Source organism: Yersinia intermedia (assembly GCF_900635455.1).
GTDB classification, from domain to species: Bacteria; Pseudomonadota; Gammaproteobacteria; order Enterobacterales; family Enterobacteriaceae; genus Yersinia; species Yersinia intermedia.
Window position 1 is genome coordinate 489308 of the sequence record NZ_LR134116.1, and the last position, 19708, is coordinate 509015.

Sequence of the window (19708 nt, forward strand, 5' to 3'; positions counted from 1 at the left end):
GTTCAATCCCCCTTAAATAGCCAATTCTGCGTTTAAAACCAGAGCCAGTAGTGCCTGACGTGCGAAAATCCCGTTACCCGCTTGTTGGAAATAGTAGGCATAAGGGGTCTTATCGACATCGGCGGTTATCTCATCAATTCTTGGCAGTGGGTGTAGCACTTTGAGATTTTCCTGTGCGCCATTTAAATCAGCAGCGCGCAAGATAAACTGCGCTTTGACATTGGCATACTCTGATGGGTCAAGGCGCTCTTTTTGTACCCGGGTCATGTAGAGAATATCCAGCTCTGGCACCACTTCTTCAATGCTTTCATGCAGGCTGTATTCGATACCTTTCTCTTCCAGCATTTCCAGAATATAAGCCGGCATTGCCAGAGCATCCGGGGCGATAAAGAAGAAACGGTTACCGGTGAATTTGGCTAGCGCTTGCGTGAGTGAGTGCACGGTGCGGCCATACTTCAGGTCGCCGACCATGGCGATATTGATGTTATCCAGCCGGCCCTGAGTTTCCTGAATGGTGAAGAGATCGAGCAGCGTTTGCGTCGGGTGCTGGTTTGCACCGTCACCGGCATTAACTACCGGTACATTCCCCGAGAACTGGGCAGCCAGGCGAGCGGCCCCTTCTTGCGGGTGACGTATGACAATGGCATCCACATAAGTACTGATGACTGACATCGTATCCGCCAGCGTCTCACCTTTTTTGCCAAGGGAAGTATTGCTGCTGTCAGAAAAACCGACCACCGAGGCACCTAAGCGGTGTATGGAGGTTTCAAATGATAAACGAGTGCGGGTCGAGGCTTCGAAAAAGCAACTGGCGATCACTTGGTGTTTTAACAACTCAGGTTGCGGCTGACTTTTCAGGCTAGCAGCGGTACGCAGCACCAGCTCCAGTTCGTCGCGACATAAATCATTAATTGAGATGATATGCTTGTGATACAATGGGTTGGCCATTTCGCTCTCCTCTGTGACCCGTCATATTTCAAGCTGCATGTGTGTTGGCTGTTTTCGTTCACCCCGGCCACTTACTTGTCGTTGACCTTAAAATAAGTAAGCTCCTGGGGATTTACTCAATTGCCGCCTTTCTGCAACTCTAATTATTTAGGGTATATATTTTAATTGGTGATAATGCTTAATCCGGCGCCGATCAGTAGACAAAAAAAAGCCCCTCAATGAGGGGCCTTACGAGATCGGTTTAGCAACGGGAGAAAGAACGGCAGGTGACTGCCTGCTGGCAGGCCATTTTGTCGACCATCAAGAGGGTCATTTTCAACAAAACGCACTTGGCTTTCCATCATATCTCCCGGCAAATTGTGGCGAATTATACTCGCGTGTGGTTTCTCTGCAAGGGGTAAAAGCTGCATTTTTTGCAATTAGCAAACGATTACTCATCAGGATTGGCTTCAATTATCTGATGAGTAACACCAATGACCGCCCTCTGGATGGTGTTATCTCCAGAGGGAATACAACTTGATTTTGTCACCCGCTATTCAAGTAATTTGACTAGCTTGCCAGGTAAATTACCGAGGATAAAATCATTGATGATACTGTCAAAATCCTTATCACTCTTAAAGCCTAATGCTTTGGCATAATGCGCTGTGAAATCTCCAGGCCAGGAGCTTACGATTTTCTCAATTAAGGGATCTTGCTGAATCTTAATGTGATCAGCGACAGCATCACCCGCAATACGCCGCAATGCATCAATCATTTGCTGTACGGTAATTGATAGTCCAGGCAGATTAATCACCCGCCCGCCCTTAAGTTGACTGGCATCCAATTGGTGCCCATGGATAAGATTATTAATCGCCATCTTCGGCGATAGCAGCCACAACGGTGTTTGCAGACTAACAGGGCAAATCACGTCAATACCTTGCAACGGCTCACGGATAATGCCGCTGGCAAAACTGGAGGCCGCACGGTTTGGTTTCCCTGGGCGTACCACGATAGTTGGCATACGCAGGCTACGGCCATCAACAAATCCCCGGCGGCTATAATCTGCCAGCAATAAATCGTTTAATGCTTTTTGTGTACCATAGGAGCTTTGAGGCGACCATACCTGTTCATCGGGTACAACCGCCGGCAATTCACCGCCAAATACCGCCACTGAACTGGTGATAATGACTTTAGGGCAGTGTCCAAGCTGGCGAGCGCGTTCGAGTAAACTGCGGGTGGCATCAAAATTGATCCGCATACCCAAATCAAAATCTTCTTCTGCCTGGCTAGAGACAATCGCCGCCAGGTGAAAAACAGTGTCAATTTGTTGATTGAAAACGCTGGCAAGCCAGTGCGAATCAGCGATATCACCGCAAAAAACCTGCACCCGCTCATCGGCAACCGCCTCCAGAGGCACCACATCACAGGCTATAATCTTACTGATATGGCGCTGTTGACCCTGTTGGTCGGTCAGATATTCCTGCGCCAGTAAATGTTCAATCAATCGACGACCAAGAAAGCCCGCCGCTCCTGTTACCATTATGTTCATCGTCTTATCCTTTATCTGTATTGTTAGCGGTTTACTGTCTTGGCCGGGACTAAAAATACGAGCGCCGCACCAATAAATAGCATGGTGGAAATAATCAGCATTCCGGTGGTGGTGCTTTGGGTCAGATCTTTCAGGTAGCCCATCATATAAGGTGCGACAAAGCCTGCCAGGTTGCCCCAGGAGTTAATCAGAGCGATGCCGGCTGCGGCTGCGGTTCCGCCGAGGAAAGCTGTTGGCAGGCTCCAGAATAGTGGCAAGGTACTCAATGCTCCCATTGCACCCAGAGTTAAGCCCATCATGGCAATAACGATGTTGTCACTGAAACTGGCCGAAATAATCATCCCGACCCCGCCCAACGTAGCCGTTAAAGCCAGATGCCAGCGCCGTTCGCGCCAACGGTCAGCACTGCGTGATACCACGATCATGGTCAGGGCGGCGGCACCGTAAGGAATGGCACTTAACAAACCAATACTCAGCACGTCTTTTACCCCACTGTCTTTGATCAGTGTCGGTAACCAGAAGCCGATAGTGTAGAAACCTGCAATCAGACAGAAATAAATGAGCGTGAGCAACCAGACGCGGGGTTGTAGGAAAATCTCTTTCAGGCTGCTGTGGACATGATGTTGTGTGTCGTTATCAATGTTGGCCTGCAAGATTTTTTTCTCTTCGTCGGTTAGCCATTTGGCATGACTGATACGGTCAGTCAGTTTAAAAATCACCAAAATACCGATTAAAACGGACGGAATACCTTCCAGAACAAACATCCATTGCCAACCTGCAAAGCCATGGAGTCCATTAAAGGCACCCATGATCCAACCCGATAACGGTGCACCGAACACGCCGGATAATGGAACGGCGGTGGCGAATAAAGCGTACATACGGCCACGGCGATTAGTTGGGAACCAATAAGAAAGATAAAGGATGACGCCGGGATAGAACCCAGCCTCTGCAATTCCCAGCAAGCAACGCATTACGTAAAAAGACATTGGTGTGGTGACAAAAGCCATCCCAGCCGAGATGATGCCCCAGGTGATCATAATGCGCGCAATCCACAACCGTGCCCCTACGCGATGCAGCATCAGGTTACTGGGGATTTCCAGAAAGAAGTAGGCAATAAAAAAGATACCGGCGCCGAACCCATACACCGCCTCCGAAAACTGTAAGTCATCCGCCATCTGCAATTTGGCGAAGCCAACGTTAACCCGATCTAAATAAGCGACGATATAGCACAGCATCAGTAAGGGTAAAATATGCCACGCGGCCTTGCGATAGGCATGATTCTCCGCAGAGACCAGGTTAGGCATCACTAATTGTTCAGTGGGTGATTCAGACATGATGGAGCCTCTTATTTTAGTGATTTGTAGGGAACAAGGCTCAGCGAAAATCCATTTAGTTATCGCGCTGGCGTTGTACAGAAATAGAGGATGTTAATTTTAGTTATTTAATGTTTGATAAAGTTAAAAGTAAGGTTTTTTTCAGCAAGTAAATGCGATTAAACTCACAATTATTAACAGTTGGTAACGGAGGTAATGTAATTCTTTGATTTAAATTGAATTTAAAATTCAAATTTTCACAAAAATAAACATCAATCTAGATATAACGAGTTGTAAACGAGGGGAACGGGGAACAACAGGTGTAACTGGTACTGATATAACAGGAAACCCCGTTGTATCGGCCAGCAGAGAAGAAAACCACAATTTATCGATGCGGCTGAAAGGGAGGCGTATCTGTACGGATACGGGGGGGTATTTCGCCGGACAGACACTGTTGGCGGTGAAAAGGGTGGGCGCTGTGTTTAATTGGCGGGGCCGGGATAGCACCCCGAAGCGATAATCACGCTAATTGGTCAGCGGGAACGATGATTCAGGGGGAGTGGTGTGAAAGCGTTGAATGGCAAAAGTGGTGTGCTTCACCCATTAGTGATTGATTTTCACCATTCACACGAACGGTGAAAATTAATCCTCATCAAACCCTGAATTAAATAACTCAATAACAGCCGCCAGCGCTTGAATCTCATCAGGGCCGGTCGCTTCAACTTCAATCTGACGGCCTTTGGCTGAATCCAGCATCAGCAGTGCAATGACACTGCTGGCCTCGGCTTCGGTACCGCTGTCGTTGCGTAACATGACTTCAGCATCAAAACTCTGAACCAGCTCGAACAATTTCATTGCGGGTCTGGCGTGCATCCCCAACTTGTTTTTGATCTCAACGGTTTGTTTGATAGTCATTATTTACGCTTTTCCAGAGTACGATGGCGTGATTGAACATTCTTGCCGCGAGCGCGGAAATAATCAGCCAACTGTTCAGCAACATAAACTGAGCGATGTTTACCACCGGTACAACCAATGGCGACCGTCAAATAACTGCGGTTATTGGTTTCCAGCATCGGTAGCCACAGTTCCAGATAGCTACGGGTCTGATAAATAAAATTGTGTACTTCGGTATGGCGATCCAAGAAAGAGATTACCGGCTTATCCAAACCTGTCATTGGGCGTAGTTTTGGGTCCCAGTGTGGGTTTGGCAAGAAACGCACATCGAAAACATAATCGGCATCGATGGGAATGCCATGTTTAAAGCCAAATGACTCAAACACCATGGTTAATTCGCGCTCACGTTTACCCAACAGACGGGTACGCAGCATCTCAGCCAATTCATGCACTGACATTTCGGACGTATCAATAATCAGATCAGCCCGTGAGCGCAGAGGCTCCAACAGGTCGCTCTCTTCATCGATAGCACTTTCTAATGACAGGTTTTTGGTCGACAACGGATGCAGGCGACGGGTATCGCTATAGCGACGAATCAGGGTATTGCGGTCAGCATCTAAAAACAGCAACTGCGGTGAAAAGCTATCCGGCAGTTGAGTCATGGCATGTTCAAATACCTCAGGAGATTCAGGCATATTGCGTACGTCTATGCTTACTGCGGCAGAGATATTCCTATCGGCAAGTGTACTTGCCAATTGCGGCAGCAGAACCACAGGCAAGTTATCGACACAATAAAAGCCCATATCTTCCAATGCGCGTAAAGCAACAGACTTCCCTGAACCGGAACGGCCGCTGACAATCATCAGCACCATGTGAGTAACTCCCCTTGGTATTTATCCCCGCGATCTTTCAAGTTGTAGGCGCGTTGACCGCCTGCCTACACCTTAAAATCTATTGGGCATACATTAGAACCCTATATTCCGGCTACACGATCCGGGCATAACAGATAAAACAGTTGCTACTTTCCTGATTACGCTGTTTCTGGCGGTAATTCAGTAATAATTTGATAAAGTTCATCATCACTTTGTGCCGCTCGTAGGCGGCGACACACTGTTTTATCAGCTAATCGCTTGGCCACTAAAGACAAAGTGTGTAAATGAGTTTTACATTGATCTGCCGGAACCAACAAGGCAAATAATAGATCAACGGGTTGGTTATCAATGGCATCGAAGGCAATAGGTTGTTCCAGACGGATAAATACCCCCACTGCGCGCAGTGTGTCTTCTTCCAACTTGCCATGAGGTATCGCGATACCGCTACCAATACCGGTGCTGCCCATACGTTCACGGGTCAATACAGCATCAAAAACCACCTGTGAAGGCAGGTTAAGTTGCTTGGCAGCCAACTCGCTGATAATTTCCAAAGCTCGTTTTTTACTTGAGCAATGTACGGAGCTTTTGGTGCACTCGATATTTAATACCGAGCTTAATTGCAATGCTGGATCGTTGATCATCTCATCTTTCACTTAAGCGCTTTTTAAACCGTTTCCTGCGAGGATTCACTCCTGGCGCAGGAAACTGTTATGTAGCGAGTGTAGAACCTTTATTGGTGAATATACCCTTTGTACATAAAGCTACCGGGCTGTTCGCTACGTTTACTCACCCTGCGGGCTGGCATAAATGCTATTCAAATCGGTGTCTAACCGGTTTGTCATCCGCTTGCTGCCTACCTGCAACGCCATGCTCTCTGGGTATAACAGCCGCAAGGATTCTTAGTGTTGTTTCAATTTGTCTTTGTGTTTGTTCAACTGGCGTGCCAGCTTATCAACCAAAATATCAATTGCAGCGTACATATCCTCCTGCTCTGAGCTTGCGTGCAACTCGCCTCCATTCACATGTACCGTTGCTTCTGCAATTTGTTTTACTTTTTCAACACTTAAAACCACATATACCTGGTTAATGCGATCAAAATATTGCTCAAGTTTGGCAAATTTAGTGGTAACAAACTCGCGTAATGCTTCGGTTATTTCGACATGATGTCCGGTAATATTGAGCTGCATAGTGTCTTCCTTCTCAGTTCAGGTCAAACCAACTGTTTACGCTGATTTGACGGCGGGATGGATAACGACTCTCGGTACTTCGCAACGGTACGCCGCGCCACCATGATGCCTTGTTCACATAATAGTGTGGTCAGCTTACTGTCACTCAGTGGTTTAGCAGGGTTTTCTGCCGCAACCAATTTTTTCACCAGTGCACGAATTGCGGTGGAAGAAGCTTCACCTCCGCTATCTGTATTGACGTGGCTGGAGAAGAAATATTTTAGCTCGAAAATACCCCGTGGACTGTGCAGGAACTTCTGCGTGGTCACGCGAGAGATTGTCGACTCATGCATATCCACGGCCTGGGCGATATCGGCCAGTACCATGGGTTTCATAAATTCAGGCCCATTCTCAAAAAACGCTACCTGCTGCTCTACTATACAACGCGCCACCTTCAGCAACGTTTCATTACGGCTTTCAAGGCTTTTTATCAACCATTTCGCTTCTTGCAGATTGCTACGGATAAACTGCCCGTCACTGTCATTACGCGTGTTGTTCCCCATCGCCGCATACTGCTGGTTGATTTTTAGGCGTGGAATGCTATCGGCATTAAGCTCTACCGTCCATTGATCTTTGTCTTTACGCACCAAAACATCGGGAATGACATATTCTGACTCCCCGGTATTGATGGATTGGCCCGGACGCGGGTCCAGAGACTGAATCAGGGTTATCGCTTCTTTAAGTGTATCTTCTTTTAGCCGACTCAAGCGGATCATCGTACGGAAATCATGGTTACCCAGCAAATCCAGATAATCGCTAACGACGAGGCGTGCTTCGGCAAGATAGGGGGTATCTTTGTCATACTGTGACAACTGTACTAGCAGACATTCACGCAGGTTACGCGCTGCGACACCAATAGGATCAAAGTGTTGTATCCGCTTAAGTACCGCTTCCACCTCGTCCAGTGCAACGTTTTCGTCCCCCATGCTTTCCAGAATATCTTCCAGTGGCACAGTAAGGTAGCCGGTTTCATCCACCGCATCCACGATAGAGGTCGCAATAGCAACATCGGTATCAGAGAAGGGGGTCAAATCCACTTGCCACATTAGGTAATCTTGTAATGTTTGAGTCGTTTCCCCCTGATAGACCGGCAGCTCATCATCGCTGTAGTCATTGCCCATGCCTGATGGCGTGCCTGCGGTGTAGATCTCATCCCAGGTGGCATCAAGGGGTAACTCTTCTGGCATATCTTTTTGTTCCAGGGCCTCGCGGGTATCAAGCGATTCACTGTCTACAGTCTCTTTTGTCTCTATCTCTTCATGAAGATCAGTTTGCTCAAGCAGCGGGTTACTTTCCAGCGCTAGCTGAATCTCCTGCTGGAGTTCAAGCGTAGAAAGCTGCAACAAGCGAATAGCCTGTTGAAGCTGCGGTGTCATTGCCAGTTGTTGGCTAAACTTGAGTTGCAAACCTTGCTTCATAATGCGGTATCAATTTTCCTTAATGGATGACGAAATCCCCGTCATCTTTCAAATTGCAGGTGTGTTTGCTGCCTTCCTACATCTTGAAATCTGTGGGGTGTTGGGCAAAGGTCAGAGACGGAACTCTTCACCCAGATAAACACGTTTAACTTGTTCGTCAGCCAAAATTTCCTGTGGTGTACCGTGAGCGATTAAATGGCCTTGGCTTACGATATAAGCCCGCTCACAAACGTCTAATGTCTCACGCACGTTATGGTCGGTAATCAGAACGCCGAGGCCACTGTCGCGCAGATGTTCAATGATCTTCTTGATATCGATAACGGAGATCGGGTCAACCCCGGCAAAAGGCTCATCCAACAGAATAAACTTAGGATTTGCCGCCAGCGCACGAGCTATCTCAACACGGCGGCGTTCACCACCAGAAAGAGATTGCCCCAGATTGTCACGTAAATGAGTGATATGGAATTCTTCCATTAGCTCATCAGCCCGTTCTTCACGCTGCTCAGCAGAGAGATCGTTACGGATCTCCAGCACCGCCATTAAGTTGTTAAATACACTCAGGCGGCGGAAAATAGAGGCTTCTTGCGGTAAATAACCAATACCGCGACGGGCGCGTTCATGGAGAGGCAAGAGGCTGATATCTTCGTCATCAATCACAATACGCCCGGCGTCACGCTGGACAATGCCGACGACCATATAAAAAGTAGTGGTTTTTCCTGCGCCGTTCGGCCCAAGTAGGCCCACAATCTCACCGGACTTCACATTGAGGCTTACGTCTTCGACTACTTTACGGCCTTTGTACGCCTTAGCTAGCTTTTCTGCGATTAATGTTGCCATAAATGATTACTTACTCTTCTTTTGGCCTGAAGCTGCTGGCCCTTTGTCTTGTAATTGGGACGGTAATAACACGGTGGTGACGCGATTGCCTTTATCACTGAAGGCTTCCATCTGCTGTTTTTTCACCAGATAAGTGATGCGATCACCCTTGATATTACTATCAAGTTGCTCCAAATAGGCATTGCCAGTCAACACCACGAAATCATTTGCGACTTCATAACGCAGTTTCTGCCCATGGCCTTTAACGGGTTTGCCGCTGTCTTGCATCTGATAGAACGTCACCGGATTACCATAACCCTCAATGACCATTTTGCTTTGATCACCACCGGGGCGTGTAACCACGACTTTATCAGCTTTGATCTCAATGGTACCTTGCTTGATAACCACATTGTCGGTAAATGTGACGGTATTTGCTTCCATATCTAACGCTTGCTTAACGGAGTCAACCGTGACGGGCTGATCAGTATCACCCGTTAACGCCAGAGCAGGCAGGCTTGCGGTCAAAAGTGAACTGGCAAGCAAAAAATGACGAAGTTTATTTTTGGATTTCATAAGAGGTTTTAACCTTTTCAATCAGCTCAGCGGTTTTATCCCGCAAGTTCCCACGCATTTTCATGCCGTTAGATGTAAATCCAACACCAAAGAGGGTAACTTCATCGTCTGAGGATACATCCTGAGTGATCAAATTAACCTGGGCGTTATCGGTTTTAATTTTTTGTAACTGTGCATCTGGTGTCAGGCTATCAACTTCAACATGACCATACAAATACAGCATCTTATCATTGGTCAGTTTGGCGCGGTCTGCGCGTACCGTCCAAGTGGCAACTGCATTTTCAGCAAATAGAGTCATTACCGGCTTGGTAAACCAAGTTAATTCTTGAGTGCTGAAGTTCTGTACGTCCTCAGCCACCAATTTATAATTCAATTGCCCGACCGGATTGAAAACGACGGTCACAGTATGCTGACTTTGCGAAGAGGGCTCATTATCATCAGCCACAGTTTGCGTATCTGGCTGATTGAAGCCTGACATATTCCAGCCAATCAATACCAAAGCAATCAGTGCCAAGGATATCGTTATCCATAGTCTTGTTTTACTCATATCGACAATCCTTTGGCACCTTCAAGTTTATCCTGAGCTAATAATATCAAATCACATATCTCACGTACTGCGCCGCGCCCGCCATTGATTCGCGTCACATAATGCGCCTTGGGGATAAGTAACGGATGAGCATCCGCCACGGCGACAGAGAACCCTACTTGTGCCATGACTGGCCAATCAATCAGATCATCCCCAATATAAGCAACCTGCTCAGGCTGGCATGCTAATGCTACCAACAATTCGTTATAGGCCACCAGCTTATCAGATTGCCCTTGATAAAGGTGGCGAATACCTAAGGTGTTGGCGCGGTCTTCCAGTAATTTTGCGCAGCGGCCAGTAATAATAGCCACTTCAATACCTGAGGTTATCAGGCAGCGGATACCATAACCATCACGCACGTTGAAAGCTTTTAGCTCTTCGCCTTGATTGCCCATATAAATCAGGCCATCGGACATCACACCATCGACATCACAAATCAGTAGGCGAATTTTCGCCGCACGTGACATCACGGTGTTGGCAACGGGTCCATAGCATGTGTCCTGATATACGGTGTCGCTCATTTTTCCCTTCTTACTTGACGTTGCAGCGTTGTTAGCTGCTCTCTTTCACCCGAATCACTTACTGGTGTAAGCTCATCGGGATGCACTCGTTTGCTGCCTAGCTGCAACCCCAATTAATTTGGGAAACCCTTCTTACTTGACGTTGCAGCGTTGTTAGCTGCTCTCTTTCACCCGAATCACTTACTGGTGTAAGCTCATCGGGATGCACTCGTTTGCTGCCTAGCTGCAACCCCAATTAATTTGGGAAACCCTTCTTACTTGACGTTGCAGCGTTGTTAGCTGCTCTCTTTCACCCGAATCACTTACTGGTGTAAGCTCATCGGGATGCACTCGTTTGCTGCCTAGCTGCAACCCCAATTAATTTGGGAAACCCTTCTTACTTGACGTTGTAGCGTTGTTAGCTGTTTTGTTTACCAGGCAGCCGATGGTTAGACTACACCAGCTCTAAGCATGTCATGCATATGCACTACACCCAGCAACTGATCACCATCTGCGACCAACACTGCGGTAATATGGCGTGACTCCATCAGATTAAGTGCATCTACGGCTAACATGGTTGGGCGCACCCGGATACCGCCACTGGTCATCACATCTGCAATTTTCGCGTGATTCAAATCGACCCCTAGATCAAATATCCGGCGCAAATCACCATCGGTGAAGATACCTTTAATCATCATCAAATCGTCACAGATAACAGTTAAACCCAGATTCTTCCGAGTAATCTCCAGTAACGCATCGCGTAATGATGCATCGGGACTGATGTGCGGGATCTCTGCACCCGTGTGCATGATATCGCTGATTCGCAATAGCAACTTGCGCCCCAGAGCTCCGCCCGGATGGGAGAGGGCAAAATCTTCTTGAGTGAAGCCACGAGCCTGTAACAATGCCACCGCGAGCGCATCCCCCATGACCAAAGTGGCGGTGGTACTGGTGGTTGGTGCCAATCCTAATGGGCAAGCCTCTTGTGGCACTTTAATACACAAGTGAATATCGGCCGCTTTACCCATGCTACTGTCAGGATTATTGCTCATGCAGATAAGTGGGATCTTCTGGCGCTTGAGGACCGGGATCAACGCGAGTATCTCGTTGGACTCCCCTGAATTAGAGATGGCGAGCACAATATCTTGTGGTGTAACCATGCCGAGATCGCCGTGACTGGCTTCACCGGGGTGGACGAAAAAGGCGGGGGTCCCCGTGCTGGCTAAGGTGGCAGCAATTTTGCAACCAATATGACCCGATTTGCCCATCCCCATCACCACAACTTTGCCATGGCAATTAAATATTGCATTGCAGGCGTTAGCAAAATCGTCATTAATGTATTGATCGAGTTGTGCCAGTCCTTCGCGCTCAATGCGAAGCACCTGTTTACCTGCCTGCTGAAAATCTACTCTTGGCAATGGGTTAATACCCGATGGTGAATCAGTTTCTGGCTGTAAATCATAAGAAGACATACATGGTTCCCGCTGAATGAACATGGTTATGCCACATTAAAGGGCGCAAAAAACAGCACGGCTAGATAAGCGATAAACCCACATAATAACAGAGCGCCCGCCATATGGCCGATGCGATGTTTGCGCCCCAGGCAAAGAAGGGTAAATATCACGCTGACACCCAGCATCACCCAATAGTCACGTTGGAAAGCTTCTGGATTAATATCACCAGGGGAGAGCAGTGCAGGCACACCTAACACAATCACAATATTAAAAATGTTCGAACCAATAATATTGCCAACCGCCATATCATCTTCCCCTTTCAGCGCGCCGGCGATGAAAGTAGCCAATTCAGGCAAACTGGTGCCGATAGCAATAACTGTCAACCCAATAACCAGTTCACTGACACCGGCAACCCGGGCAATGACAGTGGCATTATCGATAATCATTTTGGCCGACAGGGGCAAGATAATGAAGGCCAGCACCAACCACAATAGAGCAACAGTATTGCTACTGTCTTGAGGTAATTCAGCCAGTTGCTCGCGCGTTAGAATGTCATTGCCTTCCGCATGGGCCAGACGGGCCATTTTCAGCATCAGGGTAATAAACGCCACCGCCGCGGTCAGTAAAATAATACCATCCCAACGGCTGAGATGATTATCAGCCAGCAGGAAACCACACAGCACCGTGACGACTAACATCAACGGCAATTCACGGCGCAAAATCTCTGACCTTACTGTCAATGGGCGTATCAGGGCTGCACCACCCACAATCAGCAATAAATTGGTAATATTAGAGCCAAGCACGTTCCCAACCGCCATATCGGTCTGGTTATTCATGGCCGCAGTGACCGAAACCATCAACTCAGGCAGCGATGTGCCGATACCGACGATAGTCATCCCAATAATGAGTGGTGGGATGCCGAAAGAACGGGATAACACGGCAGCGCCATAAACTAATCGATCAGCGCCATACACTAATAAAACCAAGCCGATGATTAATAGTGTTATCGCAAGAAACATGCAGAGTCCTTTATTAGGTATAATCCCGATCCGTTGGTAGAAGCTAACTGTTGGTAACCCAAGATCCGTTGAGAATAGGTCGCCTGTGCAAACAGTTAGCCCATGGGTAAAAATCACTACAAGCGTTTTACGCTCTTTTTTGAGTTAACCCTAATTTTGACTCTGAGTACTAGAAAAGTAAAACTTATGGCAACTTTGGCTACGAAAAAGTGGCAATAAGTTGCCAAAATACTTCCCATTGTGCTCGTTGTCGCCATTTGATGTAGCATTGGCGCTCGGATGAGTAACCAAAGGCCTAAAGGGACGAATGATAATGAACCAACCGTCGTCGAATTTGATAGAGATCCGTGGGATGAGTTTTACCCGTGGTCAGCGTCCGATATTCGCCGATATCAACATGACGGTCCCTCGCGGCAAAGTAACTGCGATTATGGGGCCATCAGGGATTGGTAAAACCACGTTGTTGCGCCTGATCGGTGGGCAACTGGTACCGGATGCAGGTGAAATCTGGTTCGATGGTGATAATATTCCGGCGCTTTCACGTCAGCGTTTGTATGATGTGCGTAAGAAGATGAGCATGCTGTTTCAATCTGGCGCGTTATTTACCGATTTGACCGTGTTTGAGAATGTGGCTTTCCCATTACGCGAGCATAGTCGTTTGCCTGAGGAACTGCTGCACAGTACGGTGATGATGAAGCTGGAAGCGGTGGGGCTACGTGGTGCGGCTAATCTGATGCCTGCCGAATTGTCTGGCGGTATGGCGCGGCGCGCCGCGTTGGCTCGGGCCATTGCCCTTGATCCTGAATTGATTATGTTTGATGAGCCATTTGTGGGTCAGGACCCTATAACCATGGGGGTGCTGGTAAAACTGATTGATGAGCTGAATCATGCATTAGGCGTGACTTGCGTCGTGGTTTCCCACGATGTGCCTGAAGTCCTTAGTATTGCTGATTATGCTTATATTGTTGCCGATCAGCATGTTATTGCCGAAGGAACACCGGAACAGTTGCAAGCTAATGGCGATATGCGGGTGCGCCAGTTCCTCGATGGTATTGCCGACGGGCCGGTGCCTTTCCGTTTTCCGGCTGGTGATTATAAAACTGAGCTGTTATACCCCAAGTGATTGGATTTACAGGTCGGTAGAAAATTAACCCCCTGTAGCTTCAAGTACGAAGGAGATAGGCTGATGGAGTATTCATGTTAGTACAGGCGTTAGCGTCTTTGGGTCGCCGGGGCATTAATGTCTGCGCATCCTTTGGTCGCGCAGGTTTAATGTTATTCAATGCCCTTGTCGGGCGGCCTGAGCCGCGAAAGCAATGGCCATTATTGGTTAAACAGCTCTATAGCGTCGGTGTGCAATCGCTACTGATTATCGTGGTTTCCGGTCTGTTTATCGGCATGGTTCTGGGGTTACAGGGTTTTTTGATCCTCACAACATACAGTGCTGAAGCCAGCCTTGGGATGATGGTGTCGTTATCACTGTTACGTGAATTGGGGCCCGTGGTGACCGCTCTGTTGTTCGCTGGTCGCGCCGGTTCAGCTCTGACTGCTGAGATTGGCTTAATGAAAGCGACTGAGCAGATCTCCAGTTTGGAAATGATGGCAATCGACCCTCTACGTCGAGTGGTGGCCCCCCGGTTCTGGGCAGGTCTTATCAGTATGCCATTATTAACCGCTATTTTTGTCGCCGTGGGTATCTGGGGTGGCTCTGTGGTTGGTGTTGATTGGAAAGGGATCGATGGTGGTTTCTTCTGGTCCGCGATGCAAAATGCTGTTGAGTGGCGTACCGATTTACTGAATTGCCTAATTAAGAGTCTGGTATTTGCTATTACTGTGACCTGGATTGCGCTGTTCAATGGTTATGATGCGGTCCCAACGTCTGAAGGGATTAGCCGGGCAACGACCCGTACCGTAGTGCATTCATCGCTGGCGGTATTGGGATTGGATTTTGTGCTGACAGCACTGATGTTTGGGAATTGAGTCGATGCAAACGAAGAAAAGTGAAGTCTGGGTAGGTTTGTTTATACTGATTGCTATTCTGGCAGTCGTATTCCTCTGCCTGAAGGTTGCGGATATCAAATCAGTAGGCAACCAGCCGACTTATCGAATTTACGCAACGTTTGACAATGTTGGCGGTCTGAAAACCAATTCGCCAGTCAAAATTGGCGGTGTTGTGGTCGGCAGGGTAGCTGATATCACACTGGATACCAAAAACTACAGCCCGCGTGTGGCGATAGACATTCAACAACGTTATAACCATATCCCGGATACCAGCTCTTTGGCGGTACGTACTTCTGGTTTGTTGGGTGAACAGTTCCTGGCGCTAAATGTCGGTTTTGAAGACCCAGATATGGGCACCAGTATTTTGAAAGATGGCGGTATAATTCAAGACACCAAATCTGCACTGGTTTTGGAAGATCTTATCGGCCAGTTCTTGTACAAGAGTGGCGGTGATGGTAATGCTGATGCACCAGCAACTGGGCCAGCAGCGCCAACGGCTGCGGCACCCACTCCGGTAGAAAATGGCAGCTTACCTGCAACTCAACATCCTTAAGAGGGGTTCTGAATGTTTAAACGTTTACTTATGGTTGCGTTGCTGGTGGTAGCCCCACTGGCGAATGCTGTCGATCAAACAAACCCATATCGGATGATGGATGAAGCTGCGCAAAGAACATTTACACGCTTAAAAAACGAACAGCCTAAGATCAAACAGAACCCGGACTACCTGCGCACCATCGTACGCGAAGAATTGTTGCCATTTGTCCAAATCAAATATGCCGGTGCGTTGGTTCTGGGCAGCTATTATAAAGCGGCAACCCCTGCGCAACGCGAAGCGTACTTCAATGCTTTCAGTCAATATCTGGAACAAGCATACGGTCAGGCATTGGCACTGTACCACGGCCAAACTTACGATGTAGCACCAGACCAACCGCTGGGTGATGCCAATATTATTGCTATCCGCGTGACCATCCTTGATCCAAACGGCCGCCCACCGGTGCGTTTAGACTTCCAATGGCGTAAAAATAGCCAAACCGGTAACTGGCAGGCGTATGACATGATAGCCGAAGGGGTGAGCATGATTAGCACCAAGCAAAATGAGTGGGCTTCTATCCTGCGTCAGCAAGGGGTTGATGGCCTGACTAAGCAGTTGTTGATCGCCGCGAAACAGCCTATTACGTTAGATAAAAAATAATTATGGCAGATAAACTAAGCTGGCACTCTGAGCACGAAACGCTGGTACTGCAAGGTGAACTGGATCGTGAAACGCTGCTACCACTTTGGCAGCAGCGTGAGGCGTTGTTGGCGGGTAAGACGCGTATTGATGTCAGCCAATTACAGCGTGTTGATTCATCAGGCTTGGCATTGCTGGTGCACTTTCGTGAATTGCATTTTCTTCATGAACCTCAAAGCAAGCCAGGTGTCTCACTAATGATTACCGGTGTCAGTGACCGGCTATCTACACTGATTGAGCTGTACAACCTTCAGCAGATAATTCCAGTGGAAATGGCTCGTTAGTTAAGCTGGCGGCTTTCTGTGTCGCCTATACCAAAAGCTAAAAGCCAAAGATATTCAAAGGCCCCTGTGCGTAACAACGAAACAGGGGCTTTTCTTTAGTTTCGGAGCACGCCGTATTCCACTAATATGTTTGGCTGGCTATGCTTACCTTAAAAATAACGATCCTCTTAAAATAGAATGAATCTTATGGATACTAACGAAATTAAAGACGTGCTGATGCAAGCATTAGCATTACAAGAAGCGCATGTTACCGGTGATGGTAGCCACTTTCAGGTGATTGCTGTCGGTGAGTTATTTGCCGATATGAGCCGGGTGAAAAAACAGCAGGCTGTGTATGCGCCGTTGATGGAATATATCGCTGATAACCGTATTCATGCTTTATCGATTAAGGCTTATACGCCACAAGAGTGGCAACGGGATCGCAAACTAAACGGCTTTTAATGCTGTTGGCCCGTGAGCTGTTTAACGAAGCATCAACAGTTCTAAGGCGGGCAGTAAATTCGAATTGATAACAGAGAGTGGTCACAATGGATAAATTTCGAGTGCAGGGGCGGACTCGCCTAAGCGGTGAAGTCACTATTTCCGGTGCGAAAAACGCCGCATTGCCAATAATGTTTGCCGCGTTGCTGGCTGAAGACCCGGTAGAGTTGCAAAATGTCCCAAAGCTAAAAGACATTGATACCACTATTAAGCTGCTCAGCCAATTAGGCACAAAAATTGAACGTGATAACTCTGGTTCAGTTTTTGTTGATGCCAGCGGTGTGAATGAGTTTTGTGCCCCTTATGATTTAGTCAAAACCATGCGTGCCTCTATTTGGGCGCTGGGGCCGCTGGTTGCCCGTTTTGGCAAAGGCCAGGTCTCTTTACCCGGCGGTTGCGCTATCGGCGCGCGGCCGGTTGATTTGCATATTTCCGGTTTGGAACAACTGGGTGCTGAAATCAAGCTGGAAGAGGGCTATGTTAAAGCCTCCGTCGATGGTCGTCTGAAAGGCGCGCATATCGTAATGGATAAAGTTAGCGTTGGCGCGACTGTTACCATTATGAGTGCTGCCACATTGGCTGAAGGCACCACCGTGATTGAAAATGCGGCCCGTGAGCCGGAAATTGTCGATACGGCTAATTTCCTCAATACGCTGGGTGCGAAAATCAGTGGCGCAGGTACTGACAGGATTACCATTGAGGGCGTTGCTCGCCTGGGTGGTGGTGTTTATCGTGTGCTGCCTGACCGCATTGAAACCGGTACCTTCCTGGTTGCAGCGGCTATCTCTGGCGGTAAGGTTGTCTGCCGTCAAACTCGCCCTGATACGCTGGATGCGGTATTGGCTAAGCTGCGTGAAGCGGGTGCTGATATTGAAATAGGTGACGACTGGATAAGCCTTGATATGCACGGGAAGCGCCCAAAGGCGGTTACGTTGCGCACCGCACCGCACCCTGGTTTCCCAACAGATATGCAAGCTCAATTCAGCTTATTGAATTTGGTGGCTGAAGGGACAGGTGTTATCACCGAGACTATTTTTGAGAACCGCTTCATGCATGTGCCTGAGCTTATCCGTATGGGCGCACATGCAGAAATCGAGAGCAATACCGTGATTTGTTATGGTGTTGAGCAACTGTCAGGTGCTCAGGTGATGGCCACTGATTTGCGTGCTTCAGCCAGTTTGGTATTAGCGGGCTGTATTGCTGACGGGGTAACTATTGTTGATCGTATTTATCATATCGACCGTGGCTACGAACGTATTGAAGATAAACTGCGTGCACTGGGTGCCAAGATTGAGCGTATAAAAGGCGAGTAAACCCGCTAAAACGCCAGAAAAACAGATGCCAGCCGATGATATCGTGCTGGCATTTTTTATGGCTAAACGCTTCTTCCCTGTCGGCTCAAGAGCTGTTCGCTGCCTTTCTTGCCCGAATCTCAATATGACTATTACGGTTGCGATGTTGCCTGATGGCCTAACACGGCATTTTGATCTAGCTCGCTGATGGTGATTTGTGCCGTCATTTGCTGACCGTTACGTAAAAATAAGATGGGGATGGTGGTCCCAGGGCGGATTTCTGCTACCTGATCCATAGTTTCGATGACGGATGCCGCAGGTTTATTATTAACACTAAGAATGATATCGCCAATTTGCAGACCGGCATCTACCGCCGGGCCACGGGCTGATATGTCATTAACCTTAATCCCATGTACTCGATCCGTACTATTACCGCTGGCATTGAAGGGGGGATATTCTTCACCGGTAACTCCGATATAGCCGCGTATCACTCGCCCATCACGGATAAGTTTTTCCATCACTTTGGTCGCGAGCGCTGTCGGAATTGCAAAACCAATTCCTTCCGGTGTCTCGCCATTACTGCTCTTATCGAAGGACAGGGTGTTAATCCCCATCAGCTCGCCCAAGGTATTTACCAGCGCACCGCCAGAATTGCCCTGATTGATTGAGGCATCGGTTTGAAGGAAGTTTTGCCGCCCAGAATCACTTAAACCAATACGCCCAGTGGCGCTGATAATCCCTTGGGTGACGGTCTGACCAAGGTTATAAGGATTACCAATTGCCAGCACTACATCACCGATATGGGGTGCACGATTAATATTAATTGGGATCACGGGTAGGTTTACGGCATCAATTTTGAGTACTGCTAAATCAGTTAAGCCATCGGAGCCAACCAGCAACGCCTCAGATATACGGCCATTTTGTAGCGCCACAATGATCTGTTCAGCATTATTGATAACGTGCTTGTTGGTCAGGATATATCCCTTATCACTCATGATAACGCCAGAACCCAATGTGCGAATAGCTAGCCCATCTTGGGTAGAGCTTAGGCTACGGTTATACACATTAACCACCGCAGGAGCGGCTCTGCGCACTGCCTGGTTATAACTGGCGGGAACTTCTTCACTTATGCTATCGCTCTTGCCGGAAAAGAAATGGCCTGGGCTACGGAGCATAGGCATTGCGACCAGCAATAGACCGGCAACAATTAGCCCCAAAATAATAGAACGCAATAGCTTAAGAAACATGAGGTGTAAGGCGTAAATGAATAGAT

At 48.0% G+C, this 19708-nt stretch carries 23 protein-coding genes; 7 read left to right on the forward strand and 16 right to left on the reverse strand.

All coding sequences use genetic code 11. From position 1 onward, the window contains the following. Positions 1-12: 12 nt before the first annotated feature. The 15 genes from pyrB to EL015_RS02290 form a co-directional block, all read right to left on the reverse strand. Positions 13-948: an aspartate carbamoyltransferase gene (pyrB, locus tag EL015_RS02225; protein WP_005188464.1), complete on the reverse strand. Its 936-nt coding sequence runs from the start codon at positions 946-948 to the stop codon at positions 13-15. Positions 949-1163: 215 nt separating this feature from the next. Then, entirely contained in the window at positions 1164-1292 is a 129-nt protein-coding gene (locus EL015_RS22025) for a hypothetical protein (RefSeq protein ID WP_005188461.1), read from the reverse strand. Positions 1293-1480: 188 nt separating this feature from the next. Next, entirely contained in the window at positions 1481-2476 is a 996-nt protein-coding gene (denD, locus tag EL015_RS02230) for a D-erythronate dehydrogenase (protein ID WP_032906972.1), read from the reverse strand. Positions 2477-2499: 23 nt separating this feature from the next. Further along, positions 2500-3810 carry an MFS transporter gene (locus EL015_RS02235; RefSeq protein WP_005188453.1) on the reverse strand — a complete coding sequence of 437 codons (1311 nt, stop codon included), beginning with the start codon at positions 3808-3810 and terminating at the stop codon, positions 2500-2502. A 621-nt stretch (positions 3811-4431) separates the two neighbouring features. After that, positions 4432-4704 (reverse strand): PTS phosphocarrier protein NPr, encoded by a 273-nt coding sequence (gene npr, locus EL015_RS02240; RefSeq protein WP_019212424.1) that lies wholly within the window; start codon positions 4702-4704, stop codon positions 4432-4434. Continuing rightward, complete coding sequence (rapZ, locus tag EL015_RS02245) at positions 4704-5555, reverse strand: RNase adapter RapZ (RefSeq protein ID WP_005162486.1); 852 nt, start codon at positions 5553-5555, stop codon at positions 4704-4706. Before rapZ ends, npr begins: the two co-directional genes overlap by 1 nt. Positions 5556-5713: 158 nt before the next feature. Beyond that, the gene (ptsN, locus tag EL015_RS02250; protein WP_032906970.1) at positions 5714-6196 is read right to left on the reverse strand and encodes a PTS IIA-like nitrogen regulatory protein PtsN; all 483 of its coding nucleotides are present in this window, start codon (positions 6194-6196) and stop codon (positions 5714-5716) included. Between the two features lie 258 nt (positions 6197-6454). After that, the gene (gene hpf, locus EL015_RS02255) at positions 6455-6742 is read right to left on the reverse strand and encodes a ribosome hibernation promoting factor (protein ID WP_004392031.1); all 288 of its coding nucleotides are present in this window, start codon (positions 6740-6742) and stop codon (positions 6455-6457) included. Positions 6743-6765: 23 nt separating this feature from the next. Next, the gene (rpoN, locus tag EL015_RS02260; RefSeq protein ID WP_005188449.1) at positions 6766-8199 is read right to left on the reverse strand and encodes an RNA polymerase factor sigma-54; all 1434 of its coding nucleotides are present in this window, start codon (positions 8197-8199) and stop codon (positions 6766-6768) included. Positions 8200-8310: 111 nt separating this feature from the next. Next, positions 8311-9036, reverse strand: coding sequence for an LPS export ABC transporter ATP-binding protein (gene lptB / locus EL015_RS02265; protein ID WP_005188448.1), 726 nt, complete (start codon positions 9034-9036; stop codon positions 8311-8313). Positions 9037-9042: 6 nt separating this feature from the next. After that, positions 9043-9588: a lipopolysaccharide ABC transporter substrate-binding protein LptA gene (gene lptA, locus EL015_RS02270; protein WP_032906968.1), complete on the reverse strand. Its 546-nt coding sequence runs from the start codon at positions 9586-9588 to the stop codon at positions 9043-9045. Next, a complete protein-coding gene (gene lptC / locus EL015_RS02275; RefSeq protein WP_032906967.1) occupies positions 9572-10135 on the reverse strand; it encodes an LPS export ABC transporter periplasmic protein LptC in 564 nt (187 codons plus the stop codon). Before lptC ends, lptA begins: the two co-directional genes overlap by 17 nt. Beyond that, positions 10132-10695: a 3-deoxy-manno-octulosonate-8-phosphatase KdsC gene (gene kdsC, locus EL015_RS02280; RefSeq protein ID WP_032906963.1), complete on the reverse strand. Its 564-nt coding sequence runs from the start codon at positions 10693-10695 to the stop codon at positions 10132-10134. Before kdsC ends, lptC begins: the two co-directional genes overlap by 4 nt. A gap of 428 nt (positions 10696-11123) precedes the next feature. After that, complete coding sequence (gene kdsD, locus EL015_RS02285; RefSeq protein WP_005188442.1) at positions 11124-12146, reverse strand: arabinose-5-phosphate isomerase KdsD; 1023 nt, start codon at positions 12144-12146, stop codon at positions 11124-11126. 26 nt (positions 12147-12172) lie between these two features. Next, positions 12173-13147 (reverse strand): calcium/sodium antiporter, encoded by a 975-nt coding sequence (locus EL015_RS02290; protein WP_005188440.1) that lies wholly within the window; start codon positions 13145-13147, stop codon positions 12173-12175. 313 nt (positions 13148-13460) lie between these two features. Here EL015_RS02290 and mlaF point away from each other — a divergent pair, with 313 nt between their 5' ends. The 7 genes from mlaF (at position 13461) to murA (ending at position 18456) form a co-directional block, all read left to right on the forward strand. Next, a complete protein-coding gene (gene mlaF / locus EL015_RS02295; RefSeq protein WP_005188439.1) occupies positions 13461-14270 on the forward strand; it encodes a phospholipid ABC transporter ATP-binding protein MlaF in 810 nt (269 codons plus the stop codon). 74 nt (positions 14271-14344) lie between these two features. Further along, positions 14345-15127, forward strand: a complete 783-nt coding sequence (mlaE, locus tag EL015_RS02300; protein ID WP_005188437.1) for a lipid asymmetry maintenance ABC transporter permease subunit MlaE — start codon at positions 14345-14347, stop codon at positions 15125-15127. A 4-nt stretch (positions 15128-15131) separates the two neighbouring features. Further along, positions 15132-15701 (forward strand): outer membrane lipid asymmetry maintenance protein MlaD, encoded by a 570-nt coding sequence (mlaD, locus tag EL015_RS02305; protein ID WP_005188430.1) that lies wholly within the window; start codon positions 15132-15134, stop codon positions 15699-15701. A gap of 12 nt (positions 15702-15713) precedes the next feature. After that, positions 15714-16340: a phospholipid-binding protein MlaC gene (gene mlaC / locus EL015_RS02310; protein ID WP_005188427.1), complete on the forward strand. Its 627-nt coding sequence runs from the start codon at positions 15714-15716 to the stop codon at positions 16338-16340. 2 nt (positions 16341-16342) lie between these two features. Beyond that, entirely contained in the window at positions 16343-16663 is a 321-nt protein-coding gene (gene mlaB / locus EL015_RS02315; RefSeq protein ID WP_005188424.1) for a lipid asymmetry maintenance protein MlaB, read from the forward strand. A 186-nt stretch (positions 16664-16849) separates the two neighbouring features. After that, entirely contained in the window at positions 16850-17104 is a 255-nt protein-coding gene (gene ibaG, locus EL015_RS02320; RefSeq protein ID WP_004710915.1) for a BolA family iron metabolism protein IbaG, read from the forward strand. Between the two features lie 86 nt (positions 17105-17190). Continuing rightward, positions 17191-18456: a UDP-N-acetylglucosamine 1-carboxyvinyltransferase gene (murA, locus tag EL015_RS02325; protein ID WP_005188420.1), complete on the forward strand. Its 1266-nt coding sequence runs from the start codon at positions 17191-17193 to the stop codon at positions 18454-18456. Between the two features lie 131 nt (positions 18457-18587). On the opposite strand, the gene degS is transcribed toward murA, so the two are convergent. Further along, the gene (gene degS, locus EL015_RS02330; RefSeq protein ID WP_005188417.1) at positions 18588-19682 is read right to left on the reverse strand and encodes an outer membrane-stress sensor serine endopeptidase DegS; all 1095 of its coding nucleotides are present in this window, start codon (positions 19680-19682) and stop codon (positions 18588-18590) included. Between the last annotated feature and the right edge of the window lie 26 nt (positions 19683-19708).